We start from the raw sequence: 23,539 nt of genomic DNA, 5'->3' as shown, positions 1-23,539 counted from the left end.
ATCGAGGGGAGCCCATCGGCGTTGGTCGTGGCAAGCCGATCCGGTGCATGCCAGGTTCAGCCGGTCGGCGAGCCCGCCCCCATGCGGCGCACCGCCGTGATGAAGGCCCGCATCCGGGACGGATCCTTGAAGCCGTCGGAACCCTTGACGCCGCTGTTGACATCGACGGCATAGGGCCGCACCCGGGCGATGGCCTGGCCCACGTTGTCGGCTTCGAGCCCTCCGGCGAGGATCAGCGGAACCTCCAGGCGGGCCCGGAGGCGGGCCGTGACGCCCCAGTCATGCACCAGACCGGTACCCCCCACCTGCCCGGTGCGGGGATTGGCGCTGTCGGCCACCACGGCGTCGACCAATGGCGCCATCGCGGCAACGGTCTCCGGTGGTTCCGGGCCAAGGATGTGCAGAGCCTTGAGAATCGTCAGCCCGCCGCAGCGGCTGCGCAGCTGGCGCAGCCCCTGTGGTGTCATGTCGCCGTGCACCTGCACGATCCGGGCACCGGTCCGCTCAACCAGCGCGCTGAGCTCGTCGGGGTCCTCCAGATGGGAGACCAGCACACCCTGCACGAAAGGCGGCAGGGCGGCGAGGATCGCCGCCGCCTGCGCCACGCCGATGAAGTCGCTGCTGGGGTGCCGCTGACCCACCAGCACCCCCACGGCATCAGCGCCGCAGGCGGCCGCCAGCAGGGCATCACGGCGGCAGCGGATGCCGCAGATCTTCACGCGTGACATGTCTCGGGGCCGGAAGGGCGTCAGCTCAGGCCAGGGCCTGCACGGCGTGGGTGAGGGCCTGCTGGCGGCTGAGCTCGGTGTGGTCCACCGGGAGCTGCTCGTAGAGCTTGAACTGGTCCAGCCGCTGGCGGGTGGTGCCCCGGGCCCCCACCACATAGACGTTGCGGCCCGCCTCGATGGCTTCCTCCACGGCGTTCTCGATCGCCAACGCCGCGGTGAGCCCCAGGTGCACCACCTCACTGAGATCGAAGATCACCGCATCGCAGTCGCCGATGGCGTTGTGCTCCCGGTTGATCGCCTTCGCCACACCGAAGATCATCGAGCCATTGAGCTGGAACAGCAGCACCCGACCGGCCGCGGCATTGAGCAGGGCCTGCTCCGGTTCACTGAGGTCGGCCGCATCGTCGCCGGTGCTGACCAGACGGACCCCGCGGGTCTGCATGGCACTCATCTTGTCGATCGTGACGATGTTGGCGATGAAGATCCCCACGCCCACCGCCACCATCAGGTCCACCAGCACGGTGAGCCCGATCACGACATAGGTGATCAGGGCGCCCTTGCGGGAGAGCTGGGGCACCCGCACCAGAAAACCCCAGTCGACGATGTCGATCCCCACCTTGAAGACGATCGCCGCCAGCACGGCCAGGGGAATGCGGGCTGCCAGCCCGGAACCGGCCAGGATGATCCCCGCCAGGATCAGGGCCCGCAGCACACCGGAAAGCCCGGTGCGGCCCCCGGCCTGGATGTTCACCACCGTGGCGGTGGTGGCACCGGAGCCGGGCAGGGCGCCGAACAGCCCGGCCACGATGTTGGCCAGACCCTGACCCACCAGCTCCTTGTTGGACCTGTGTTCGCTGCGGGTGAGGCTGTCGGCGACCAGACAGGTGAGCAGGCAGTCGATCGAGCCGAGCATTCCGAGCAGGGCGGCATTGACCAGCACCAGTTGCCAGACGTCGGGGGCCAGGGCGGGCCAGCTGAGCTGGGGCAGGGTGCTGGAGATCGCACCGATGCGCCGCAGCTCCACCCCCTGGAAGGCCACCAGCGAGACGAGGGTCCCCACGATCAGGGCCACCAGCTGGGCGGGGACCAGCCGCTTGAGCCGCTCCGGTGTGAACCACAGCACCAAGAGGGTGAGCGCGGCCAGCAGGGATTCCATCGGACGCAGGCCCTGCAGCAGCTCCGGCAGGCTCTGCAGTGTCCCCAGCACGCCCCCCCCCGGCGGGGCCTGGCCAAGCAGGGGACCGATCTGCAGCACGATCAGAATCGTGCCGATGCCGCTCATGAAGCCCGAGATCACCGTGTAGGGCATCTGGGTGATGTAGCGGCCCAGTTGGAGTGCCCCGTAGAGGATCTGGAACACCCCGGCGAGCATCACCACGGTGAAGGCGATCGCCAGGGCCTCCGCCGGATCGCTGGTGCGGGCGGTGAGGCTGGCCAGCACCGCCGTGAACACCACCGTCATCGGACCCGTGGGCTCCGAGATCAGGGCCGGGGTCCCGCCGAACAGCGCCGTGACCATGCCGATGATCGCCGCCGACCACAGGCCGGCGGCCGCACCGGCACCGGAGGCCACGCCGAAGGCCAGGGCCATCGGCAGGGCGATGACGGCGGCTGTGAGTCCCCCGAAGACATCACCGCGGATGTTGTGACGGCCGATGTGGTTGAAGATCCTTCCAGCACTCGGCGTGGCGGCGGCGGGGGCAATGGTCATGCGGTGGATGCAGGGATCGGGGAACCGGACAGGCGGGGCCGCAGGCCTGGAAACCGGACAGGAAGGGTTCTACCCCATGCGCTGGGCCCGGACGGATCACCTGCCGCGGCGCCCTCCAGCGGGGCAGCGTTCAGTCCACAGTGGCGTGATGACCCAGACCTCCCGGCGTTTCCCTCGGAGCGGCGCCATGGCAGCGCTGCTCGCCGTGGTCTGCGGCGCCTGGCCCGCTGCGCCCCTCTCGCCAGCCAGCGCGGCTGGGGCGGACAGGGCGCTGGAGGTGGCGCTGCAGCAGCTGCCCGCCCTGATCGACGGGGCCATGGCGCGGACCGGAGTACCCGGGCTCGTGGTGGTGGTGGTGCAGGACGACCGCGTCGTTCTGCTGCGGGGATACGGCACCAGGCGGCTGGGCAGCGGCATGCCGGTGGATGGCGACACGGTGTTCCAGCTGGCCTCCCTCTCCAAACCGATCGCCACCACGGTGATCGCGGCCCTGGTGGGCGACGGACGCATCGGCTGGGACACACCGCTCAGCCAGCGGCTGCCGGAGGTGAGGATCGGCGGTCCGGCGATCGCCCCGAAGATCACCCTGCGGGATCTGCTCTCCCATCGCAGCGGCCTGCCCGACCATGCCGGCGATGACCTCGAGGATCTCGGCTTCGATCGCGCCACCATCCTCAGCCGGTTGGCCCTGTTCGACACCGCCAACCGCTTTCGGGCCAGCTACGCCTACACCAACTTCGGCTTCACCGCCGCCGGCGAGGCCGCGGCACGCGCCGGCGGCAGCGACTGGGAGGAGCTCTCCGCCCAGCGCCTGTACCGGCCCCTGGGCATGACCCGCACCAGCTCCCGCCACGCCGACTTCCTCGCCACCCCGAACCGTGCCGACCTCCACCAGCGACAGGGTGCGCGTTGGCGGCTGAGCCCCGGGCGGCAGCCCGATGCCCAGTCGCCCGCCGGCGGAGTGAGTGCCTCCGGGCGGGATCTGGCCCGCTGGATGCGGCTGCAGCTCAACCGCGGCCGCCTCGATGGCCGGACCGTGGTGCAGGCGGAGGCCCTGGACGAGACCCACCGCCCCCAGGTGATCAGCGTGCCCCCCGCCGATCCAGTGCGGGATCAGGCCGGGATCTACGCGCTCGGCTGGAACGTGGGCTACGACCCCGGTGGCCGCCTGCGGCTGAGCCATTCCGGGGCCTTCAGCCTCGGGGCCGCCACCAGCGTGACCCTGCTCCCCGCCCGCCGGCTGGGCATCGCCATCCTCACCAACGGCACGCCGATCGGCGTGCCCGAGTCGCTCACCGCCTCCTTCCTGGACCTGCTCGACCACGGCAGGGTGCGCCGGGATTACGGCGCCCTGATGGCCGAGGCCTTCGCCTCGATCCTGAGGCCGGACTATCCGCTCGTGAGCGAACCGCCGCGTCCACCGGCCCTGGCCCTGGAGCGCTACACCGGCACCTACCGCAATGCCTACGTGGGCGAAGCGCGGGTGAACCTGGTGGAGGGCCGGTTGCAGCTGAGCCTTGGCCCCCGGAACCGCACCGCTGCTCTCACCTCCCTGGGCAACCACCGCTTCGCCTACACCCCCTTCGGCGAGAACGCCGCCGGGCCCAGCGCCGTCAGCTTCAGCGTCGACCGCAAGGGGCACGGCACGCAGCTGCGGATCGACAACCTCAACACCCATGGCCTGGGCACCCTGCAGCGGTCCGCAGCCCCCTGAGCCCTCCGCTCAGAACGGCCCGGGCCAGAGGTCAGCCAGGCTCAGGTCCCCGCGGCGCACCAGGGCGAAGAGCGTGCCGGCGTTGCCGCGGCAGACGCGCAGATCCTGGTCGAGCACCGTGATGTCCAGCCAGGCGGGAAACGGCTGCTGCACGGTTCGCAGCAGCTGCAGCCGGGAGGAGCCCAGCCGCGGCCCCAGCCAGCCGCCGCGCTGGAAGCACACCTCCACGCGGCGGTCGGTGACGATGCGGATCCTGGCCTCCACCGCCACACCGGCCAGCGGGCCCAGCGGGCCGGCGAGGCGCAGCAGGTTGAGGGCCAGGCCCCTGGAGGGTGCCAGCAGCTGCAGATTCTCCAGCCAGGGTGTGGTGGCGAGGTAGGGCTGGCGGCTGCTGCTCCAGCGCAACTCCCAGACACCCTCCAGCAGCTCGGGAGCGCCGGCGGCCTGGAGATCGGCCGGCTGGCCCGCCTCGAGTTCCAGGATCAGCTCGCGGACCCGATCCCCCGCCTGGCTGGCGGAGCCGCGGGGGCCGTGCTGCAGGAGCTCCAGCAACTGCTGACGGGGGGAAGCGCTCATCGGGGGCATCGCGGGGGCTCAGGACGGGGGACCGGCATCGCTGTCATCACGATCACCGGAGCCCTGCAGCTTGGTGATGATGTTGGGAACAAATTTCTCAGAGAAGCCTGCCACGAATGACCAGACCAGAAGCTTGGCAAAGTCGGCATTGCTCTTGGGGTCGATATCGAGCACAAAGCGCTGGATACTGACGAACATTTCCTCGGTACGTCTGAATTCCGGGAAGAGACCACCACGCAGCATCCCTGCCATGAAAATCAGGTACAGCAGCAGGGCGAAGGCGATGGCAACGGAACACTTCCACAGGAAATAGAGGCCGGTGTCGGTCTGCTCCGGGTTGCCCTCCTCATGCCGGAAGGGTTGGTTCACCGCCGAGCCGACCACCGCCGCCAGACCGACGAACACCGAGACCGGCAGGATTTCGGCCCCCTCCTGCGCCGCCACCTGGAGCGCATAGAAACCCAGACTGAGCAGAATCGCCGCAACCACCGTGGCCAGACTCGCGGCCCGTTGAAACGACCTGCCGAAGGAGCGGCGCTGGCGCATGGTGGATCGGCGCAGGGGTGGATCGGCACGGGGCCCGAATGGCCCCCGTCATAACCGCAGCGCCAGGGAGGACGATCCGCCCCGGGCGGCGAAACATCCAGCAGCGCCGTTCAGCGGTACTCCGGCATGCCCCCCAGCCCTGGAGAGCCCCACCGCGATGGACGACGTGCTGGCGATCATCCCGGTGCGCGACGAGGCCAGCACCCTGGCGGCCGTGCTCGGCGACCTGCGGGCGATCGGAGTCGGACGGATCCGCGTGGTCGACAACGGCAGCCGGGATGCCAGCGCCACCGTGGCCAGAGCCAACGGCGCCGAGGTGCTGCGGGAACCCCGGGCCGGCTACGGCCGTGCCTGCTGGCGTGGCCTGAGCGCCCTGCCCCCCACGGTCCGCTGGATCCTGTTCTGCGACGGCGATGGCAGCGACGACCTGGCGGCGATCCGTGGCTGGAGAGCACTGATGCCGGAGGCGGATCTGATCCTCGGCAACCGCCAGGCCACTGCCGCCGGCCGACGCCTGCTGACCCCCGTGCAGCGGTTCGGCAACGACCTGGCCACCACCCTGATCCGTCTGGGCTGGGGGCATCGCTATGCCGATCTGGGCCCCCTGCGGCTCGTCCGCCGTCAGGCCCTCGAGGCGATGGGGATGCGGGATCGGGGCTTCGGCTGGACCATCGAGATGCAGGTGAAGGCCCTCGAGGCGGGTCTGCGCATCCGCGAATGTGCGGTCGCCCACCATCCCCGCCGCGGCGGCCGCTCGAAGATCTCCGGAACCATCGGGGGCAGCCTGCGGGCAGGGCTCGGCATCCTGGGCACCCTCGGAAGGCTGTACGGGCGGCGTCTGCTCCAGCGGCCGCAGCGGCACTGAGCTGATGGTCACGGCGCTGTCCATCCCGAGCGATCCCGAGCGCAGCCAGCCGACCTGGGTGCTGATCGGCAGTGCCCTGCTGCTGGTGGGCGGTTCGCTGCTGATGGCCCCCCATGGCCAGCTCACCGATCCGCTGGTGCTGGGGCGGTTCTGGCCGGCGGCGGCCGTGATGGCCGGGGGCTTCGCCCTCTCCTGGCGGCTGGAGGCGGTGGGACGGTGGGCGTTCTGGGGGGTGGCCCTGGCCGCCCGCCTGCTGCTGCTGCCGATGGAGCCGAGCGACGACATCTGGCGGTATCTCTGGGAGGGGCAGATCCAGCTGCTCGGCTTCAACCCGTTCGAGCTGCCCCCCGCCGACGCCGCTCTGGCGGCGTGGCGCCCGCCCTGGTGGGCCCTGATCAACCATCCCGATGTGACGGCGATCTACCCGCCGCTCACCCAGCTGCTGTTCCGGCTGCTGGCTCTGCCGGGGCCGAGCGTGCTCGTGTTCAAGCTGGCCTTCGTGGCCGCGGACCTGGGCGTCTGTGCCCTGCTGGTGCGCCGCTTCGGCCGCCGACGCAGCCTGCTCTACGGCTGGAACCCCCTGATCCTGGTGAGCTTTGCCGGAGGGGGGCATTTCGACAGCTGGTTCCTGCTGCCCCTGGCGGCCGCCTGGACCCTGGGTCCGCGGCAGCGGCTGGCCGCCGCCCTGCTGGTGGGGCTCAGCGTGGCGATCAAATGGATCTCCCTGCCGATGCTCGCCCACCAGCTCTGGCAGCCGCTCCGGGCCCGGCGCTGGCGCCAGGCCCTCGCCATGGCCCTGCTCGGTCTGCTGCCGATGGCCGCGGCCTCCCTGGCCTTCTGTGATCGGCGCCGCTGTGCCCTCGTGCCGATGGGGTCGTCCTTCGTGCGCCATGGGCGCAGCGCCGAACTGGTGCCCCATCTGGTGGGCAGGGTGTGGAGCTGGTCGGTGCAGCACAACGGGGTGTTTCTGCTCGCCCTGGCGGCGGTGACCCTGCTGCTGCTCGGACGCCGTGCCGACCTGGGCAGATTCAGCCGCCGCTATCTGCTCGCCCTGCTGCTGCTCTCACCGATCGTCCATGTCTGGTACTTCAGCTGGCTGATCCCCTTCGGGCTGCCGACGCGGGCCTGGGCTGAACGGCTGGTGAGCCTCTCCGGGTTCGTGTACTTCGTCCTTCCGTCCCGCCTGCCCGACTGGCAGCTCAGCGACGCCGAACGGCTGCTGCTGTGGGGCCCCCTGGTCGCCGGCCTCGCGCTGGAGGCCCTCGCGGCCGGCGGCGCGCCGGCCGATGACCAGCCCGACGACCGGCCCGATGCCCCCTCCCCCCCCGAACGGCCATGAACCCACCGACGCTCCGCCACCTCCCGGCCCTGGGCCTGGGTCTGCTGCTGCTCAGCGGCTGCGGCCTCGCTCCGAACCGCCTGGCGGGTTCGCCACCGTCAGCAACACCTCCAGCGGCACTTCCAGCGGCACCGCCGGCCCGTGCGACGCCCACCCCACCCCTGGAGCACCAGGCGCTGGCCAGGGTTCTGAAGCGCGTCGTGGATCGCGACGGGCTGGTCGACTACCGGAGACTGCAACGGGATCCGGGCGACCTGGAGACCTACCTGGCCGAGCTCGGAGCCGTGCCCGCCGCGAGCTTCGCCGCCTGGGACGAGACCGAACAGATTGCGTTCCTGATCAACGCCTACAACGCCCTCACCCTGGCCTCGATCATCCGCCAGGAGCCGATCCGGCCGAGCATCCGCGACATCTGGGGGGTCTGGAACCTGACCCGGCACCGGGTGGCCGGAGAGGCCGTCACCCTCGACCACATCGAGCACGGCATCCTGCGCCGGCGCTACGACGAGCCCCGGATCCATGCGGCCCTGGTCTGCGCGGCGATCAGCTGTCCCCCCCTGCGCCAGGAGCCCTTCCGGGGGGCCAGCCTGGAGCACCAGCTCGAAGACCAGTCCCGCCGCTGGCTGCGCAGCCGCCACGGCCTTCAGATCGACCGGGCCGCCGGCACGGTGGGGATCTCGGCCATCTTCCAGTGGTTCGGGGACGACTGGAAGCGCCGCTACGCCACCGATCACGGGTTCGGGCGGCATCGGGACCGCCGGGCGGTGCTGAACTTCATCAGCGGCTACGTCAGCGCCGCGGATCGCGACCTGCTGCGCCGGGGCGACTACCGCCTGAGCGTCCTGGAGTACGACTGGTCCCTGAACAGCCAACCTGACGGATCCTGATGGGAAGCCCCCGGGAACAGGTGCAGCAGGCCCTGGCGGCCGGAGGCACCACCACCGCCGCCGCCCTGGAGCTCTTCGATGCCCTGCCGGTCGTCGAGGTCGAAGCCATGCTCGGCAGCTGGGAGGGCCAGGGCTTCCCCACCGGCCATCCGCTGGATGGTCTGCTGGAGGCCTTCCACTGGCGCGGCAAGCGCTTCGACAGTCCGGAGGATGGCCACCCCCTAGTGTTCACGGGACCGGGCGGCGGGGAGGTCGCCCTCGACCCCGGCAGGATCGGCCCGCTGCTGGCCCTGGCCACCCGGGTGCCGATGCCCAGGAGCGGACTGGCCGGCCGGCTGTTCCAGCTCTGCACCCCGCTGCTGAGCACCAGCCACTCCCGCTCCCGGCTGCGGATGATCCGCCACCGCGACCGGACCAGCGCCACGATGGTCTACGACCAGCTGCCGATCCTGGATGTCTTCCGCCGGATCGATGACGACACCCTGCTCGGCCTGATGGATGGCAAGGGCATGGCCCAGCCCTTCTTCTTCCTGCTGCGGCGGGCCGACGCGCCGCACCGAACGCCATGCGCGACTTCGCCGCACTGATCGAGGTCCTTGATCACACCAGCGGCACCAGCGCCAGGGTGGCGGTGCTGGAGGCCTGGTTCGGCGCGGCCCCTGCCGCGGATGCGGCCTGGGCCCTGCACTGCCTGCTGGGCAAGCAGCGCCGCAGGCTGATCACCGGCCGCCGCCTGCGTCAGATCTGCCTGGAGGCCTCCGGGCTGCCGGAGTGGCTGTTCGAGGATTGCTACGCCCAGGTCGGCGACTCCGCCGAGACCATCGCCCTGCTGTGGCGTCAGCACCAGCCCCAGGCTGGGGAGGAGCCCACCGCCCCCCTCCAGGACTGGATGGAACGGCGCCTGCCGGCCCTGGCCGCCCTGGAGGGAGCGGAGCAGGCCGAAGCCGTCAGGGCCCTCTGGCGGGGCCTGGACAGCGCTGAACTGCTGGTGGTCAACAAACTGCTCAGCGGTGGCTTCCGGATCGGCGTGGCCCAGGGGCTGGTGCTGCGGGCCCTGGCGCGCCTCAGCGGGCTGGAGCAGACCCAGCTCGCCCACCGGCTGATGGGGGACTTCCGGCCCAGCGCCGAGGCGTGGCAGGCCCTGCTGGCCCCAGCGGTGGAGGGCGAGGGGCCCGGCAGCCGCCCCTATCCCTTCTTCCTGGCCTCGCCGCTGGTGCCGCCGGACGATCCCACCCAGCCGCCCCTGCCGGGTGCCGCGGACGACTGGCTGATCGAGTGGAAATGGGACGGCATCCGCGGCCAGCTGATCCGCCGCGCCGCCGGCAGTTTTCTCTGGAGCCGCGGCGAGGAGCTGATCAACCCCGCCTTCCCGGAGCTGATCGCCCTGGCCGACACGCTGCCCGCCGGCACCGTGCTGGACGGCGAGGTGGTCGTCTGGCCGGCGGAGGCCGCCCGGCCCGCCCCCTTCGCCAGCCTGCAGCGCCGCCTGGGCCGCCGCGCCCCCGGCCGCAGCCTGCTGACCGCCTGCCCGGCGACCTTCATCGCCTACGACCTGCTGGAAGGGGAGGGCCGCGACCTGCGGGCCGAGCCCCTGCACCGGCGCCGCGCCGCCCTGGAGGCCCTGCACCGCAGCCTCGCGGCGGCGGCCGAGGCTCCTGAAGCCGGGCTCCTGCGGCTCTCCCCCCAGCTGCCCCTGGCGCACTGGGAGGAGCTGGAGCAGCTGCGCCGCCAGGCCGAGAGTGCCGGCGCCGAGGGCGTGATGCTCAAGGCGGCCGCCTCCCCCTACCGGGTGGGTCGCCGCCGCGGCGACTGGTGGAAGCACAAGCGGGATCCCTACCGCCTCGATGCGGTGCTGCTCTACGCCCAGGCCGGCAGCGGCCGCCGCGCCAACCTCTTCACCGACTACACCTTCGGCCTCTGGGATGCCCCCCCCGCCGGCGGGGAACGGCGGCTGGTCAGCTTCGCCAAGGCCTACTCCGGACTGGACGACCAGGAGATCGCGGCCCTGGATCGCTGGATCCGCAGCCACACGTCCGAGCGTTTCGGGCCGGTGCGGGCGGTGGAGCCCCTGCAGGTGTTCGAGCTGGCCTTCGAAGGCCTGCAGCCCTCGAAACGGCACCGAAGCGGCATCGCCGTGCGCTTCCCGCGCATCAGCCGCTGGCGCCGGGACAAGCCGGCCGCCGAAGCCGACTGCCTCGCCAGCGCCCTGGAGCTGCTGCGTGACGCCGACAGGCACACCCACGTGCCATCCGACTGACCACCTGAGAGCCACGACCCGCGGCTGCAAAAAAGTCGTTAAGGTACGCCACTTTTAGCAGTTGACGATGTCTGAATCCGGCCTCCTCGTTGTCGTGGCTCTGGGGAAAGTGATCCTCGGTTGTGGTCTGGTGTTCGTGACACTCAGGGCCCTGCGCCGCTGGCTCGGAGGCCTGACCAGCCGCACGGGCACCCAGACCGATGACCGCCTGGTGAGCGCGGTGCTGCGCACGGCAGGCCCGATCGGCTATCTGGGCGCGCTGTGGTGGGGATGGACGTCCCTGGCGGAGGATTTCGATGTGTTCAGATCCGGAGACTGGACGAATCGGCTGATTGAAGGGGCGGTTCAGTTGACGGCGATCGTGCTGATCGTGCGTCTGATCAACCGGGTGCTGCTGCTGTTGCTCGACCGGGCGCTGGTGCGGCTCGGCCACGAGAACCAGCTGGACCTGCTGCGGGGGCTCGATCCGATGATCCGCTCGCTGGTCTGGATCCTCGGGCTGCTGGTGTTTCTCCAGAACCAGGGCGTGCAGATGGGTGCCATCTATGCCTCCCTGGCCGGCGCGGGCATCGGGATTGGCCTGGCCCTGAAGGGTCCGATTTCAAACTTTCTCAACTACCTCACGATCCTGCTGGATGAACCCTTCAGGATCGGCGACTTCATCTGTTTCGATGGTTTCCATGGAACGGTTGAGGGTGTGGGGATCCGTTCCACCGTCCTTCGCAGTCTGAGCGGTGAGCGGATTGTGATCAGCAACGAGGATCTCCTCGGCAAGACCATCCAGAACTATGGAGATCTTCCCAAGCGGCGGATCTCCACAACCCTTGGGCTGGTCTACCAGACCCCGGTAGCGACGCTGAAGTCCATCCCCGCTCTGATTGAAAGCGTGATTCAGGAGCATCACCCTGCTGAATTCGACCGCTGCCATTTCACCCGCTTCGCAGGGAGCTGCCTGGAATTCGAATTCGTCTATTTCGTTCCCAACGCCGACATCGTGCTGTACCTGGACCTTCAGCAGAAGATCAACATCGGAATCATGGAAGTCTTCCAGCGCCACGCCATCGACTTCGCCTACCCCACCCAGACCCTCTTCCTCGAGCAACCAGGCGAGACCCGGGGCGAACTGGTCCGGCCCGCGCTGGCCTGAGCCACAGACACGCCGCCGTTCAGCGGTACACGGAGCGCCCGTCCCCCGGCAGCAGCCCCAGGCTGGCGGGGTCGATGCGCTTGCCGGCGGTCACCTCGGCCTCCTGATCCTCCCCGCTGCCCCAGAGCTCCACGCAGAGCACATCCCCGTCCTCGGCGGTGTAGTCGGCGTAGCGGCAGCTGCCCGGACGGCGGTTCATCCTGCGCAGGGTGGCGGTCACGCTGGCCCTGCCCTGTTCCTGCAGGGTGTAGGCGCGCCCCTGCCAGCTCAGCTGCCGCGGCAGGGGCAGGGGCGGCCGGAACGGCACCGACTCCAGCCAGCTCACCTCCAGCCAGTCGTCCTCGCACACCACCAGCCAACGGGCGACCTCCCCATCACGCAGCAGGTACTCGAGCCACTGGAAGCCCTCGTCGTCGTAGAGCAGGCGATCTTCCACCACCCAGTCCCGGCCGTCGGCCTGCACGATGTCGCCCAGCTGAAGGTCGAACAGGGTGCGCTCCCGCAGCGCCAGCGTCCCGGAGCGGGGGGGGCGCAGCCGGCGGGAGCGCTGCACGACCAGCAGCACCACGCCGACGGCCAGGAGCACCAGCAGCACCAGAACGGCCATCGGGACCCCGGCAGCGGCGAGACCGCAGGCTATCGGTGCCGCGTCGGACCGCCGGCGGCTGGGCGACTGGCCAGGGCTCAGTCGGCCCGCCAGCGGCTCTGGCGCTGGTAATCCACCAGCACCGGCCGGGTCAGCCGGTTGGCGCGCACCGGCTCACCGGGCCCCGGGCGCAGATCCCGCGGCAGCTCGAACAGCCTGGCGAGCTGGACGTTGTCGATCCAGCGCCCCTCGAAGGGGAGCACGGCCGGGGGCTGCGCCGGTCCGGGACGACGGGCGAGTACGAATCCCCACGGGCCGAAGCTGGGCACATCGACGCTGTAGGGGTGGGTCTCCAGATCCAGCGCCGCGAAGGTGGCCTGGATCGAAGCCAGCACCTTCGGCGTGAAGAAGGGTGTGGAGGCCTGGGTCACCACCAGTCCCTGCGGGGCCAGCCTGCGCAGCAGGCGGCCGTAGAAACCGACGCTGTAGAGGCGGGCCAGGGGCGGGGTGGCCGGATCGGGGAAATCGGCGATCACCACGTCGTACTGGCCTGGGAGGGCGTCCACCAGGGCGAAGGCATCCCCAAGGTGAACCCGCACGCGGCCGTCCTCCAGGCTGTCGCGGTTCAGCCGGCGCAGGAAGGGGTGCTGCCGCGCCAGCCGCACCACCGCCGGATCCAGCTCCACCAGGTCCACCCGACGCACGCCCGGCCAGCGCAGGATCTCCCGCAGGGCCAGCCCGTCCCCGGCGCCGAGCAGCAGCACCCGTGCCGCCCGGCCGTGAAGGGCCATGGCGGGGTGCACCAGAGCCTCGTGGTAGCGGTATTCATCCAGGCTCGAGAACTGCAGATTGCCGTCCAGGAAGAGGCGCAGGTCGTCGCGGCGACGGGTCAGCACGATCCGCTGGTGGCGGGTCTGCAGCCGACCGACCACCGGATCCTCGTAGAGCCGGTCTTCGATGCGGTCGCCCAGGGGGGCCACCACGAGGGCGAGGGCCCCCACCAGGGGCAGCCCGGCGCTCACCGGCCAGCGCCAGCGACGGAGTTCGGGGAAGCCCCAGCACAGCGCCCAGCCGCAGAGGAGCGGCACCAGGGCCAGCAGGGCCGCCGTGGGCAGCAGCCCCAGCGCCGGAAGCAGCAGCAACGGAAAGGCCAGGGAGCCCACCAGCGCCCCGAGGTAATCCAGGGCCAGCACCCGCGCCAGGGCGGTGCGCAGCTGCTCCTGGCCCTCCAGCAATCGCGTCAGGATCGGCAGCTCCATGCCGCCCAGCACCCCCACCAGCAGGGTCAGCACCACCACGGCCAGCCAGAGGGGGCCGTCGGCGGCGAACAGGGCGAACAGGGCCAGCGGTCCCAGCAGGCAGAGCGGGCTGAGGCACAGCTCCACCAGCACGAAACAGCGCAGCAGCGGTCGGCGCGGCCGCAGACCGTTGGCCACGAACTGGCTCAGCCAGGCCCCCAGACCCATCGCCGCCAGGAAGGTTCCCACCACCACGCCGGTGGCCAGGGCCGCATCCCCGGCCAGGTAGCTGGCCTGAGTGACGAGCAGCAGTTCGAGCACCAGGCCCACGGTGGAGGAGAGGGCGGCGCTGGCCAGCAGCAGCCTCACCTGCAGCGGACGGAGCGGTGGCAGCGGCCTCACTTCGCCCCACCCGGCCCCCGGCCCTGGAAACCGTCCCAGTCGCGGCTGGGCGTGCGGCTCCGCCAGCGGCCGCCGACGTAGGCACCGCGGTGGCTGACGCCGCTGGAACGGGAGGCCGTGGGGGTACCCTCCTGCCCCAGCCGGTAGAGGAAGGGCCGGGTGATCGCCAGGCCGGTCCCCAGCAGCACCGCCATCACCACCAGGCCGAGGATCAGCTGACGTTCCATCCAGGTTGCGGCGGTCTCAGGCGGAGGGTGCCGCCGGAGGGGGCACCCACGCTGGCAGGGGAGCAGGCTGCGGTGGGGGCAGGGACCGGGCCTCCACCGACCAGGGGGTCACCACGCCATCCTCCACGAGCAGCTCCAGCCACTCGAGTTCGAGTCCACCGCCCGCCAGTGCTTCCGGCAGGCTGACCCGCACCCGCACGCTGCAGGGCTCGGCCAGGCGCAGGTGGGAGCGGGAGACCACCGTCCACCACGCATCGTCGGAGCCCTCGTGATGGTGCAGCCGCAGGGACTGGCGTTCGTGCAGCAGGGTGCGCCCGAGGCTGTCGCTGAGGCTGAGCTCCATCGGCACCTCCGCCGGTGGGGCGTCGCGCCGGAGCGGCGGGTCGTCGGGCTCCTCGTAGCGGGCGCGCACCCCCAGCCGCAGCAGGCCGGGACCACCCAGCAGCAGCCGCTCCGCCACCGTCCCCTCATCCCGCCGGAGGCGCCGGCGCAGGCGGCAGTCGCCGTACACCGCCATCCACAGCATCCGCACCAGCACGGCCGCCACCAGGGCGGTGACCAGCAGCAGGGTGCGGTCGACGCTGTGGTTCTCCATCCGCAGACGCACCCGCAGGGGCCCGTCCAGCACGTCGCCGCTGGCGCCGAGCAGCTCCTGGCGCACCAGCCGCAACCGGTAGGTGCCGCTGCCGCGCGGCCGCAGGGCCAGCTCCACGGCACCGTCCCCTTCGTCGTAGGTGCCGCTCTCCCCGTCCTCCTGCCAGGTGCCGACCTCGCGCCAGCCCTCCTTGGAGAGCTGGAGCACGGGCTGGCCGGCCGCGTCGAGCAGATCCACGTCGAGCAGCAGGCTGCTGTTGGGAGGGATCTCGGCGCGCAGCTCGAGGAGCGGGCTGCCCAGCCAGCCGTCCTCGAGCCGGAACGGCTGGGTTTCGACAGGCTCGTCGCCATCGAGGATCAGCAGCTGCTGCTGGCGAGGACCCAAGAGGGACACCAACAGCGACAACAGCAGCACCAGCAGGGGCAGCAGCGGCAGCAGGGCGGCCAGCAGGGGCCAGCGCACCACGGCTGAAGCACCGGCGACGCTTGGCTGGGATGGCGGCGGCATCGCGCTCTCCAGGCCAGGATCTCGCGTCTCGGTACCCTACGGGGTGATGGGTCCTCCGGCCCCAGGGCCGCTGCCGCCACCCGCCCGATTCCGATGCCCGTTCCGTTCCGCCAGTTGCTCTACACCGTGGGCTGGACCGTGGTGGGCGTGCTGCTCGTCTATGGCAGCACCGTGCTGTTCGACCGCCTGGCACCGATCGACTACCGGGCTGAGATCCGCAAGGGCAACGTGGCCGCCGGCCTGGTGCTGGCCGCGGTGATCCTGGCCGTGGCCGCCGTGGTCGTCACCGTGCTGGCCACCTGAGACGCAGCCCCGGGGTGCCTCCATCCATCCGGACCCAGCTGGGTCCGATCGAAACCTGGTTCCAGCAGCAGGGCTGGACGCCCCTTCCCTTCCAGCGCCAGTGCTGGCGGGCCTATCTGGAGGGCCGCAGCGGCCTGATTCAGGTGCCCACGGGATCCGGCAAGACCTATGCCGCGGTCATGGGACCGATCGCCGCCCTGCTGGCCGAGGGATCCCAGGGGCCCAGCCCCGGCCTGCGGCTCCTCTACCTCACCCCGCTGCGCGCCCTGAGCCGCGACCTGGCCCAGGCGATCCAGGCCCCGATCACGGCCATGGGCTGGCCCCTGCGCGTCGCCATCCGCAACGGCGACACCCCGAGCGCTGAACGCACCCGCCAGCTGCGCACCCCACCCCACATCCTGATCACCACCCCGGAGTCGCTCAGCCTGCTGCTGGCCAATCCCCGGGCGGCCGAACTGTTCGGCGCGCTGGAGGCGGTGGTGCTCGACGAGTGGCACGAACTGCTGGGCAGCAAGCGGGGAAGCCAGTGCGAGCTCTGCCTCAGCTGGCTGCGGCGCCTGCGACCAGGCCTGCGCACCTGGGCGGTGAGCGCCACCCTCGGCAACCTCGAGGAGGCGGCGCGGTGCGCCGTGGGAGCTCCGCCAGGCGTCGAAGCCGCCGCAGGGCCCACCACCACGGCAGAGACCACCACCGTGGAGACCACCATGACGGAGACCACCTCGCCGGTGCTGATCCGTGCCCGGCTGAAACGGCCCACCGCCATCCGCAGCCTGCTGCCCGACCAGATCGATGGCTTCCCCTGGGCCGGACACCTGGGGCTCCGCATGTACGAGGAGCTGGTGGCGGCCCTGGATCCCGCCATCTCCACCCTGCTGTTCACCAACACCCGCAACCAGGCCGAGCGGTGGCACCAGTGCCTCCGCTACGCCTGCCCGGAGATGGAGGACGCCATGGCCCTCCACCACAGCGCCATCGACCGGGAAAGCCGCGAGACGATCGAGGCCGGCGTGAAATCGGGCCTGCTGCGCTGGGTCGTGTGCACCAGTTCCCTTGATCTGGGCGTCGATTTCCAGCCGGTGGAGCGGGTGGTGCAGATCGGCAGCGCCAAGAACCTGGCGCGGCTGCTGCAGCGGGCCGGCCGCAGCGCCCACGCTCCAGGCGGCACCTCCCAGGTGCTGTTCCTGCCCACCAACGCCCTCGAACTGCTCGAGGTGAGCGCCATGCGCCGCGGCCTGGCCGAGGGGGTGATGGAAACGCGCCGGCCGCCGCAGGCCCCCATCGACGTGCTGCTCCAGCACCTCACCACCCTGGCCTGCGGACCGGGATTCCATCCGGACCAGGAGCTGGCCACCGTGCGCAGCGCCTGGAGCTACCAGCAGCTCGATCAGGCGAGCTGGGACTGGTGCCTGCGGTTTCTGGAACATGGCGGCGACTGCCTGGGGGCCTACCCGCGCTTTCGCAAGCTGGAGCGCGACGGCGAGGGCGACGCGACACGGCTGCGGGTCAGGCAGGCGCCCATCGCCCGCCTGCATCGCCTCAACATCGGCACGATCACCTCCGACCGGGCCGTGACGGTGCGGTTCGTGCGGGGGGCCGTGCTCGGTCATGTGGAGGAGGCCTTCATCGGCAGGCTGCGGCCAGGGGATGTGTTCTTCTTCGCCGGCCGCCAGCTGGAGTTCGTGCGCCTGCGGGAGATGGTCGCCCACGTGAAGGCCACCCGCCGCCGCAGCAGCGCCGTGCCGGCCTGGGCCGGCGGCCAGATGGCCATCTCGGATCTGCTCAGCCGGCACCTGCGCGACGAGGTGGACCGCTGCGCCCGGGCCCTTGACGGCTCCGGCGCCGGGACCGGCCGCCTCGACACGGCGGAACTGCAGGCGCTTGAACCGCTGCTGCGCCGGCAGGCCGACCTCTCCCACCTGCCCCGCAGCGACCAGTTTCTGGTGGAGGTCTGCCGCAGCCGGGAAGGAAGCCACCTGTTCGCCTATCCCTTCGAGGGGCGCTTCGTGCACGAGGGGATCGGCTTCCTCTGGGCCTGGCGGCTGGCGAGGCACCACCCCTCGACGATCACCGTGTCGGTGAACGACTACGGATTTGAGCTGCTGGCCCCGCAGAACTACCCCTTCGATGAGCTGTTCGCGTGCCATGGGGATGACCTGCTGGAGACGGGCCACCTGGAGGCCGACCTGGAGCAGGCCATCAACCTCTCCGAACTGACCCGGCGGCGCTTCCGCTCCATCGCCCAGATCAGCGGCCTGGTGCTGAACGGGTACCCCGGCCAGGCGAAGCAAGGCGCTCAGCTGCAGATCAGCGCCGCCCTGCTCTTCGACGTGTTCCAGCGGCATGAACCGGCCAACCAGCTGCTGGCCCAGGCCCGGGCCGAGGTGATGGCGGATCAGCTGGAACTGCCGAGGATCGCCACCGCCCTGGAGCGGCTGCTCAGCTGCCGCCTCCTGCTGGTGCGCACCGCCCGGCCGGGCCCCTTCGCCTTTCCCCTTCTTGCCGAGCGACTCAACAACCGGATGAGCAATGAATCGTTGCTGGAGCGACTGACGCGGCTGCGCGAGGAAGCCGAGCGGGTGGAGCACTGCTAGGACTGGACTCCATCGCAGGGAGAGGCCAGCCCATCGCCATGCTGGCAACGGGACCCCATCTCTGGCAGATCAAGCGCCTTTCCGCTGCCGTGCTGGCGACCGGGCTTGTGCTCACCACGGGGGTGGCGGAACTCACCCGCAGGTTCGGCGTGACCGAACACATCCGGATCGAGCAGGGCCTGCTCACCCAGATGACCAAGGCCGTGCGCTCGAAGCTTGATGTCAACATCGCCCTGCTCTCTGCCGTGGTAGGGCTGTTCGACGCCTCCAGCGCGGTCGATCGCCAGGAATTCAGGAGCTTCTACGGTTCCATCGCCAGCCAGGCCGCCCACAGCGGAGAGCTCGCCGGTGTTCAGGGAATCGGCTTTGCACGGCGTCTGCTGCCGCAGGACCTTCCCGGCTTCGTGGCAGAGGTGCAGGGGCAGGGTGACCCATCCTTCAGCGTGCATCCCACGGCCCAGGGTCCTCTGCATGCCGTGGTGGATTTCCTCGAGCCCTTCAACCTGCGCAACCGGCGCACCGTGGGGCTCGACCTCTATGCCGACCCCGACTCCCGGGAGGCCCTGGAACGCTCGGCCCGGACCGGCCAGGCCACCCTGACCGGGCCCGTGGAGCTGCTGGCGGAGCGGGCTCCGGGCGCCCAGAGCGGCGCGGTGCTGGTCCTGCCGGTCTTCTCCCACAGCAGCAGTCCCCCTTCCAGCCCCGCGGAGCTGGAGGGGCCCGAGGGATGGGCCTTCTCGCCGCTCCGGATGGACGAGCTGATCACCAGCGCCCTCAGCGGCATCGCCGATCCGGCCCTGCCCGGTGCCGTGATCCAGGTGCACGACACCACACCGGGACAGCCGAACAGCCTGCTGTTCAGCACGGCCGAGAGCGGCGATCCCGCACGCGCCTCAGCGAGGGGGAGCCGGCAGAACCTTCAGCTGGCCGGGAGGAGCTGGACAATCCAGCTGACGCTCCTTCCGGGTCAGTGGAGCCGGCTGGGGATCACCCCATCCTTCTGGCTGGTGCTGAGCTCCGGCCTGGGCACCACCCTGCTGGCCGCCATGGGGGCTCACCTGCTGGCCCGCAATCAGCTCACCACCCGGAAGGCGCTGGCTCTCAGTGAGGCCGCCTCGCAGGAGCGGGCCCTGGCCAGCACGGTGTTCGATGCCAGCGACCAGGGCATCGTGGTGACGGACCACCAGGGCCGGATCCTGATGGCCAACAACACCTTCACCCAGCTCACCGGCTACAGGCTCTCGGAGATCCAGGCCCAGCACCCCCGTCAGCTCCTGTCCGGGGAGCACAGCGAGGCCTTCTACCGGGACATCGGCGAAACCCTGCTGCAACGGGGTTACTGGCAGGGCGATCTCTGGAACCGGATCCGCAGCGAGGAACTGCGGCGCCTGCACCTGGCCATCTCCACGGTGCGGGATGAGGACCTCTCCCCCCGCTACTACGTGGGGTTCCTGCAGGACATCACCGAACGGCACCGTGCCGAGGAGACCGTCCGCTTCCAGGCCCTGCACGACTCCCTCACGGGCCTGGCCAACCGGGCGTTGATGATGCAGCAGCTGGAACGCGATCTGGCCCTGGCCAAGCGCCACGGACGCTCCGTCGGGCTGCTCTACCTGGATCTCGACGGCTTCAAGCTGGTCAATGACCGCTACGGCCACGCCACCGGTGACCGCGTGCTGCAGGTGATGGGCGAGCGTCTCCAGAACGTGCTGCGGGAAAGCGACCTGCTCTGCCGGCAGGGGGGAGATGAGTTCGTGGTGGTGGTCCCCGACGCCGGCACACCGGATGAACTGGTGACCCTGGCGAGCAAGCTCGTGGCCACCACCCGCGAGCCCGTGGAGGGTCTGGATCCGCGCATCCGGTTGTCGGCCTGCGTGGGGATCGCCCGCTTCCCGGACCATGGTCTCGACACCGATGGACTGATCGGTGCCGCCGACCGGGCCATGTATGCCGCCAAACGGCGGACGGGAATTCACGTTCAGCTGGCGGAGATGCGGCAGCAGGCCCCGCTCTGAACCGTCAGGCCTTTTCCAGTTTCTTCACTATGAACGCCATCAGAGCCAGGGAAGCCGCCAGGGCCACCAACAGGGCAAGGGTCATGGTCGAGGCCAGGAGTCAGCAGGATTATGGCCGCGGCCCGGGAGGCGGCGGCACGGGAGGCTGCCGTACGGGGGGGAGCTGTCGGTGAGCGGGACTGCGGTGTTCGTCTACGGCACGCTCAAGCGGGGCATGCGTGCCCACCACAGGCTCGGGGGGGCGGCGTTCCAGGGGGAGGCCAGCCTGTCGGGGGCCTGGCTCCACGATCTGGGCCCCTTTCCGATGGCCGTTCCGGCACCACCCGAGGAGCCCGAGGCGCAGGTGCACGGCGAACTGTTCAGGGTGGAGCCGGCGACCCTGGCCCAGCTCGATCGGTTCGAAGGGGTGCCGCGGCTGTACCAGCGCCACTGGCTGGAACTCAGCAACCACCAGCGCGCCTGGGTGTACCTGGGCCAGGCCCACCAGGTGCGCTTCTCACCGCGCCTGGCCGATGGCCGCTGGCGCGGAGCAGCGGCGCAGCGATGAGCCAGCCACCAAACGCGGCAGCAGCTGGCATGGGCGTCGCTCTGCTCGGGGCCCTGGCCCTGGCCAGCGCTCTGATGGTGGGCCTGGCGGGGGGTATCCCGGCGTCTGTGGTCCAGCCCTTCCGGCCTCGCGCGGCCCACGCTGCGGAGGGAAACCGGGAACAGTGTCTGCAGTGGGCCCGCAGCCGCGGCCCGGAGCGGGCGACGCTCGCCGACGAGCTCGGCCGGCGCAACGGACTCACCAAGATCCACCGGCTGGCCGAGTCCGATCCAGGCTCAGGGCGCAGCCTCTACACCACCGCGGACATCCTGCGGCTGTGCCGGCGATCGTGAAGGGGGCCTAGCCCACCACCAGCCAGCGCCCGGCGACTGCGAGCGTGAGCACCAGCCCCCCGCCGAGCAGCCGCCCGCGGAGCCCTGGCTGGAGCAGCCGCAGCAGCAGCACAGCGGAACCGAAGGCGCCCACCAGCATGGCCCCCGTCTGGCAGAAGCCCACCACGTGGGGATCGGCACTCCACTGGGCCAGGGGCAGCAGCGGCGCGGCCGGCCACGCTGGCGGCAGGCCGGCGGCACTGACGGGCAACAGCCGGCCGGCTTCGGCCATGCCCACCGGCAGATGGCGCGCCAGCAGCACCGCCCAGAGGAGGGGGAGCAGGGCATAGGTCAGCAGCCGCTGCCGCGGTGCCGGCAGCAGCAGGCCGCCCAGCAGAAAGAGCAATGAAGGCAGCGCCAGCGCCAGCGCCCCGAACGCGCATCGCGGCAGCAGCGGCCCGCTCTGGAGCGCATCCGGTGCCAGGGACCACCACCCCAGCAGCCGCTGCCAGTGGTGCAGGCAGACACCGCCGGCCAGCACCAGGATGAGGCCCAGCTCCCCGGCGGGCGGGTCCATGTCCCGCTGGAGATCCGCGGCCGGAGGCCGCAGCCGCAGCTGCACCGAGCGATGGGGACAGGCCTGGGCGCAGGTGAGACAGAGCACGCAGTTGCGGTTGTCGCTGAGGTGGGCCGGGTGGGTCCCCAGGGGACAGCCGGCCGTGGCCAGCCCTTCGCCGTCGGCGGGGCCACCCTTGAAGCAGGCATAGGTGCTGCAACTGCCGCTGCAGGTGCCGACCTGGGCCCGGAGTTCCAGCACGGAAAGCTTGGCGAACAGCCCGTTCATGCCTCCCACCGGGCAGAGGTAGCGGCACCAGAACCGCTTCTCGTAAACGAGGGAGCCGACGACGGCCCCAGCGGTGATCAGCAGCAGCAGGCAGCTGCTCAACCAGGCCGTGTCCTCGAGGTTCCAGAGCTCCTCCCAGAAAAGAATGGCCGCAAACCCTGCCGCCAGCGCGGGGGCTGCCCAGCGATCGGTGTCCCCCCGCGGCCAGGGGCGGGGTTGCCAGCCCAGCCGACCGGCCAGCCGTTGGACGATCTCACCCCAGACCATGAAGGGGCAGAAGGAACACCAGAGCCGCCCCACCAGCGGGTAGCCCAGCAGGATCAGCGGCCACCACCAGGCCCAGAACAGGTTGAGGGCACCGCTTTGGCCCCGGTCCTGGGGGCCGAGCCACAACCACAGGTTCACCAGCACGAAGAGCCAGCTCACCACACCGAACAGCAGACCGTTCCAGAGGCGGGGCGAACGCATCAGCTCCCGCAGGCGGGGCTTCCAGCGCCACAGGTCGAACCGGAGCCGCAGCCCCCGCGACGGCGTCCAGAAGACATCGTCAGGAAGCAGCCGGGGCCCACCGGCGGCCCGCATCGTCCGCTCGGTTCCCTGGCGCCGCACCTGCTGCAGGGCGCGGTACACCAGCTCATCGAGCTCGCGCAGGTTGTTGGGGAAGTCGTAGCTCTGCAACCGCTTCACCACCGTGTCGCTGACGTCGGGGAAAGGGCTCCAGCCCAGCTTGCGCGCGCGCTGGCGGACCAGATAGCGCAGCCAATCACCCAGGTCCTGGCGCCGCACCCGCAGCGGCGGCACCCGAATCAGCCGGCAGGCCGCATCAAAACGCGGCAGGGAGCACTCCGCAGTGAAGAAGACGCGGCCATGGAACTGGCGCCACGAGCCATCTGCCCCCGGGGAGCGCCAGCGGCCCGTGCTGGCCAGCTCCAGCAGCTGCTGCTGCAGCACAGCCGACACCTGATCGAGCTTGTCGATCAGCAGGGCCCCCTCCTGCAGACAGTCGAGCAGCGAACCCTCCCCATCCGAGCTGGCGCTGCCGAAAAGGGTCCCCCCATCCGCACGCAGGGTGGCGCCATCGACGCGCACCATCAGCTGCCGCCGGGCCGGAGAACCGAAGTGAATCAGGGCGGCGATGTTGTCCTTTTCCAGGCCGGGCTCGCCGCTGATCAGCACGGGCCGGGCCTCGGGGTCGGCGGCAGCGGCCCGGATCTGGTCGCGCAGCCGCTGGGCATAGCGGCTGGTGCCGACAATGCCCCGACGGGAACGCGCCACCAGATGGGGGGCCAGCTTCAGCAGGCAGGCCTGGGAATCAGGGGGCACGGCACACCCGCCACAGCACAGCCGATTCTGAAGGCTGCAGCCCGCGACAGAGCTGCAACAGACAAGCTCTGCGCCGGATCGGCCCGCCGCCAGACCAGCATGGTCTTCAGGCTTCCCAATCTCCGCCATCGGCCTGCACGATTCCCTCGCTCATGGCTCAGCATTCGGCGATGGCTCAGCATTGAGTCTCCATGTCCCGGTGCAGCCTGGGCCTGATGTGCACCGGAGCAAGATCAGCAGCGCCTGATGATCAACAGGACCGTTCTGACGCCTTGCCACT

At 70.7% G+C, this 23,539-nt stretch carries 21 protein-coding genes; 12 read left to right on the top strand and 9 right to left on the bottom strand.

The genetic code is table 11. The annotated features are described in order from the left end of the window. Positions 1–56 precede the first annotated feature (56 nt). Both ACLNEE_RS09130 and ACLNEE_RS09125 read right to left on the bottom strand, forming a co-directional pair. Positions 57–728 (bottom strand): phosphoribosylanthranilate isomerase, encoded by a 672-nt coding sequence (locus tag ACLNEE_RS09130; protein WP_411424036.1) that lies wholly within the window; start codon positions 726–728, stop codon positions 57–59. Positions 729–753: 25 nt separating this feature from the next. Next, positions 754–2,439 (bottom strand): SulP family inorganic anion transporter, encoded by a 1,686-nt coding sequence (locus ACLNEE_RS09125; RefSeq protein ID WP_411424035.1) that lies wholly within the window; start codon positions 2,437–2,439, stop codon positions 754–756. 148 nt (positions 2,440–2,587) lie between these two features. On the opposite strand from ACLNEE_RS09125, the gene ACLNEE_RS09120 reads away from it, so the two are divergent. Continuing rightward, positions 2,588–4,153, top strand: coding sequence for a serine hydrolase (locus ACLNEE_RS09120; RefSeq protein WP_412007011.1), 1,566 nt, complete (start codon positions 2,588–2,590; stop codon positions 4,151–4,153). Positions 4,154–4,162: 9 nt separating this feature from the next. Here the strand turns inward: ACLNEE_RS09120 and ACLNEE_RS09115 are convergent, their stop codons facing one another. Further along, positions 4,163–4,729 carry a PAP/fibrillin family protein gene (locus tag ACLNEE_RS09115; RefSeq protein ID WP_411424033.1) on the bottom strand — a complete coding sequence of 189 codons (567 nt, stop codon included), beginning with the start codon at positions 4,727–4,729 and terminating at the stop codon, positions 4,163–4,165. Between the two features lie 18 nt (positions 4,730–4,747). Further along, positions 4,748–5,275, bottom strand: a complete 528-nt coding sequence (locus tag ACLNEE_RS09110; protein ID WP_411424032.1) for a hypothetical protein — start codon at positions 5,273–5,275, stop codon at positions 4,748–4,750. 157 nt (positions 5,276–5,432) lie between these two features. On the opposite strand from ACLNEE_RS09110, the gene ACLNEE_RS09105 reads away from it, so the two are divergent. The 6 genes from ACLNEE_RS09105 (at position 5,433) to ACLNEE_RS09080 (ending at position 11,770) form a co-directional block, all read left to right on the top strand. Continuing rightward, the gene (locus tag ACLNEE_RS09105) at positions 5,433–6,140 is read left to right on the top strand and encodes a glycosyltransferase family 2 protein (RefSeq protein WP_412007010.1); all 708 of its coding nucleotides are present in this window, start codon (positions 5,433–5,435) and stop codon (positions 6,138–6,140) included. A 4-nt stretch (positions 6,141–6,144) separates the two neighbouring features. Continuing rightward, entirely contained in the window at positions 6,145–7,479 is a 1,335-nt protein-coding gene (locus ACLNEE_RS09100) for a glycosyltransferase family 87 protein (protein WP_411421489.1), read from the top strand. Continuing rightward, positions 7,476–8,366 (top strand): DUF547 domain-containing protein, encoded by an 891-nt coding sequence (locus tag ACLNEE_RS09095; RefSeq protein ID WP_411421488.1) that lies wholly within the window; start codon positions 7,476–7,478, stop codon positions 8,364–8,366. The genes ACLNEE_RS09100 and ACLNEE_RS09095 overlap by 4 nt, the downstream gene beginning before the upstream one ends. Continuing rightward, on the top strand, positions 8,366–8,953 hold the full coding sequence (locus ACLNEE_RS09090) for a DUF4334 domain-containing protein (RefSeq protein ID WP_411421487.1): 588 nt from the start codon (positions 8,366–8,368) through the stop codon (positions 8,951–8,953). Before ACLNEE_RS09095 ends, ACLNEE_RS09090 begins: the two co-directional genes overlap by 1 nt. Then, complete coding sequence (locus ACLNEE_RS09085) at positions 8,932–10,623, top strand: ATP-dependent DNA ligase (RefSeq protein WP_411421486.1); 1,692 nt, start codon at positions 8,932–8,934, stop codon at positions 10,621–10,623. The genes ACLNEE_RS09090 and ACLNEE_RS09085 overlap by 22 nt, the downstream gene beginning before the upstream one ends. A 67-nt stretch (positions 10,624–10,690) precedes the next feature. Then, positions 10,691–11,770 carry a mechanosensitive ion channel family protein gene (locus tag ACLNEE_RS09080; RefSeq protein ID WP_411421485.1) on the top strand — a complete coding sequence of 360 codons (1,080 nt, stop codon included), beginning with the start codon at positions 10,691–10,693 and terminating at the stop codon, positions 11,768–11,770. Positions 11,771–11,789: 19 nt separating this feature from the next. Here the strand turns inward: ACLNEE_RS09080 and ACLNEE_RS09075 are convergent, their stop codons facing one another. The 4 genes from ACLNEE_RS09075 to ACLNEE_RS09060 all read right to left on the bottom strand — a co-directional run bounded on the left by ACLNEE_RS09075 (position 11,790) and on the right by ACLNEE_RS09060 (position 15,325). Beyond that, positions 11,790–12,377: a DUF4178 domain-containing protein gene (locus ACLNEE_RS09075; protein WP_411421484.1), complete on the bottom strand. Its 588-nt coding sequence runs from the start codon at positions 12,375–12,377 to the stop codon at positions 11,790–11,792. Between the two features lie 77 nt (positions 12,378–12,454). Beyond that, entirely contained in the window at positions 12,455–13,996 is a 1,542-nt protein-coding gene (locus tag ACLNEE_RS09070; RefSeq protein ID WP_411421483.1) for a polyamine aminopropyltransferase, read from the bottom strand. Beyond that, the gene (locus ACLNEE_RS09065; RefSeq protein WP_411421482.1) at positions 13,993–14,223 is read right to left on the bottom strand and encodes a hypothetical protein; all 231 of its coding nucleotides are present in this window, start codon (positions 14,221–14,223) and stop codon (positions 13,993–13,995) included. Before ACLNEE_RS09065 ends, ACLNEE_RS09070 begins: the two co-directional genes overlap by 4 nt. 16 nt (positions 14,224–14,239) lie before the next feature. Further along, positions 14,240–15,325, bottom strand: coding sequence for a hypothetical protein (locus ACLNEE_RS09060; protein WP_411421481.1), 1,086 nt, complete (start codon positions 15,323–15,325; stop codon positions 14,240–14,242). A 93-nt stretch (positions 15,326–15,418) separates the two neighbouring features. Between ACLNEE_RS09060 and ACLNEE_RS09055 the strand changes: the two genes are divergently transcribed. The 5 genes from ACLNEE_RS09055 (at position 15,419) to ACLNEE_RS09035 (ending at position 21,113) form a co-directional block, all read left to right on the top strand. After that, a complete protein-coding gene (locus ACLNEE_RS09055) occupies positions 15,419–15,628 on the top strand; it encodes a DUF350 domain-containing protein (protein ID WP_411421480.1) in 210 nt (69 codons plus the stop codon). A 14-nt stretch (positions 15,629–15,642) separates the two neighbouring features. After that, positions 15,643–18,219 (top strand): ligase-associated DNA damage response DEXH box helicase, encoded by a 2,577-nt coding sequence (locus tag ACLNEE_RS09050; RefSeq protein ID WP_411421479.1) that lies wholly within the window; start codon positions 15,643–15,645, stop codon positions 18,217–18,219. A gap of 38 nt (positions 18,220–18,257) precedes the next feature. After that, positions 18,258–20,234, top strand: coding sequence for a sensor domain-containing diguanylate cyclase (locus ACLNEE_RS09045; protein WP_411421478.1), 1,977 nt, complete (start codon positions 18,258–18,260; stop codon positions 20,232–20,234). 169 nt (positions 20,235–20,403) lie between these two features. After that, a complete protein-coding gene (locus ACLNEE_RS09040) occupies positions 20,404–20,781 on the top strand; it encodes a gamma-glutamylcyclotransferase family protein (protein WP_412007009.1) in 378 nt (125 codons plus the stop codon). Between the two features lie 29 nt (positions 20,782–20,810). After that, entirely contained in the window at positions 20,811–21,113 is a 303-nt protein-coding gene (locus ACLNEE_RS09035) for a hypothetical protein (protein ID WP_411421476.1), read from the top strand. A 7-nt stretch (positions 21,114–21,120) separates the two neighbouring features. On the opposite strand, the gene ACLNEE_RS09030 is transcribed toward ACLNEE_RS09035, so the two are convergent. Then, on the bottom strand, positions 21,121–23,259 hold the full coding sequence (locus tag ACLNEE_RS09030) for a 4Fe-4S binding protein (RefSeq protein ID WP_411421475.1): 2,139 nt from the start codon (positions 23,257–23,259) through the stop codon (positions 21,121–21,123). Positions 23,260–23,539 lie beyond the last annotated feature (280 nt).

Source organism: Aphanothece stagnina RSMan2012, assembly GCF_046764815.1.
Taxonomy (GTDB): Bacteria; Cyanobacteriota; Cyanobacteriia; order PCC-6307; family Cyanobiaceae; genus NIES-981.
This window is presented reverse-complemented; position numbering and strand designations above follow the sequence as displayed.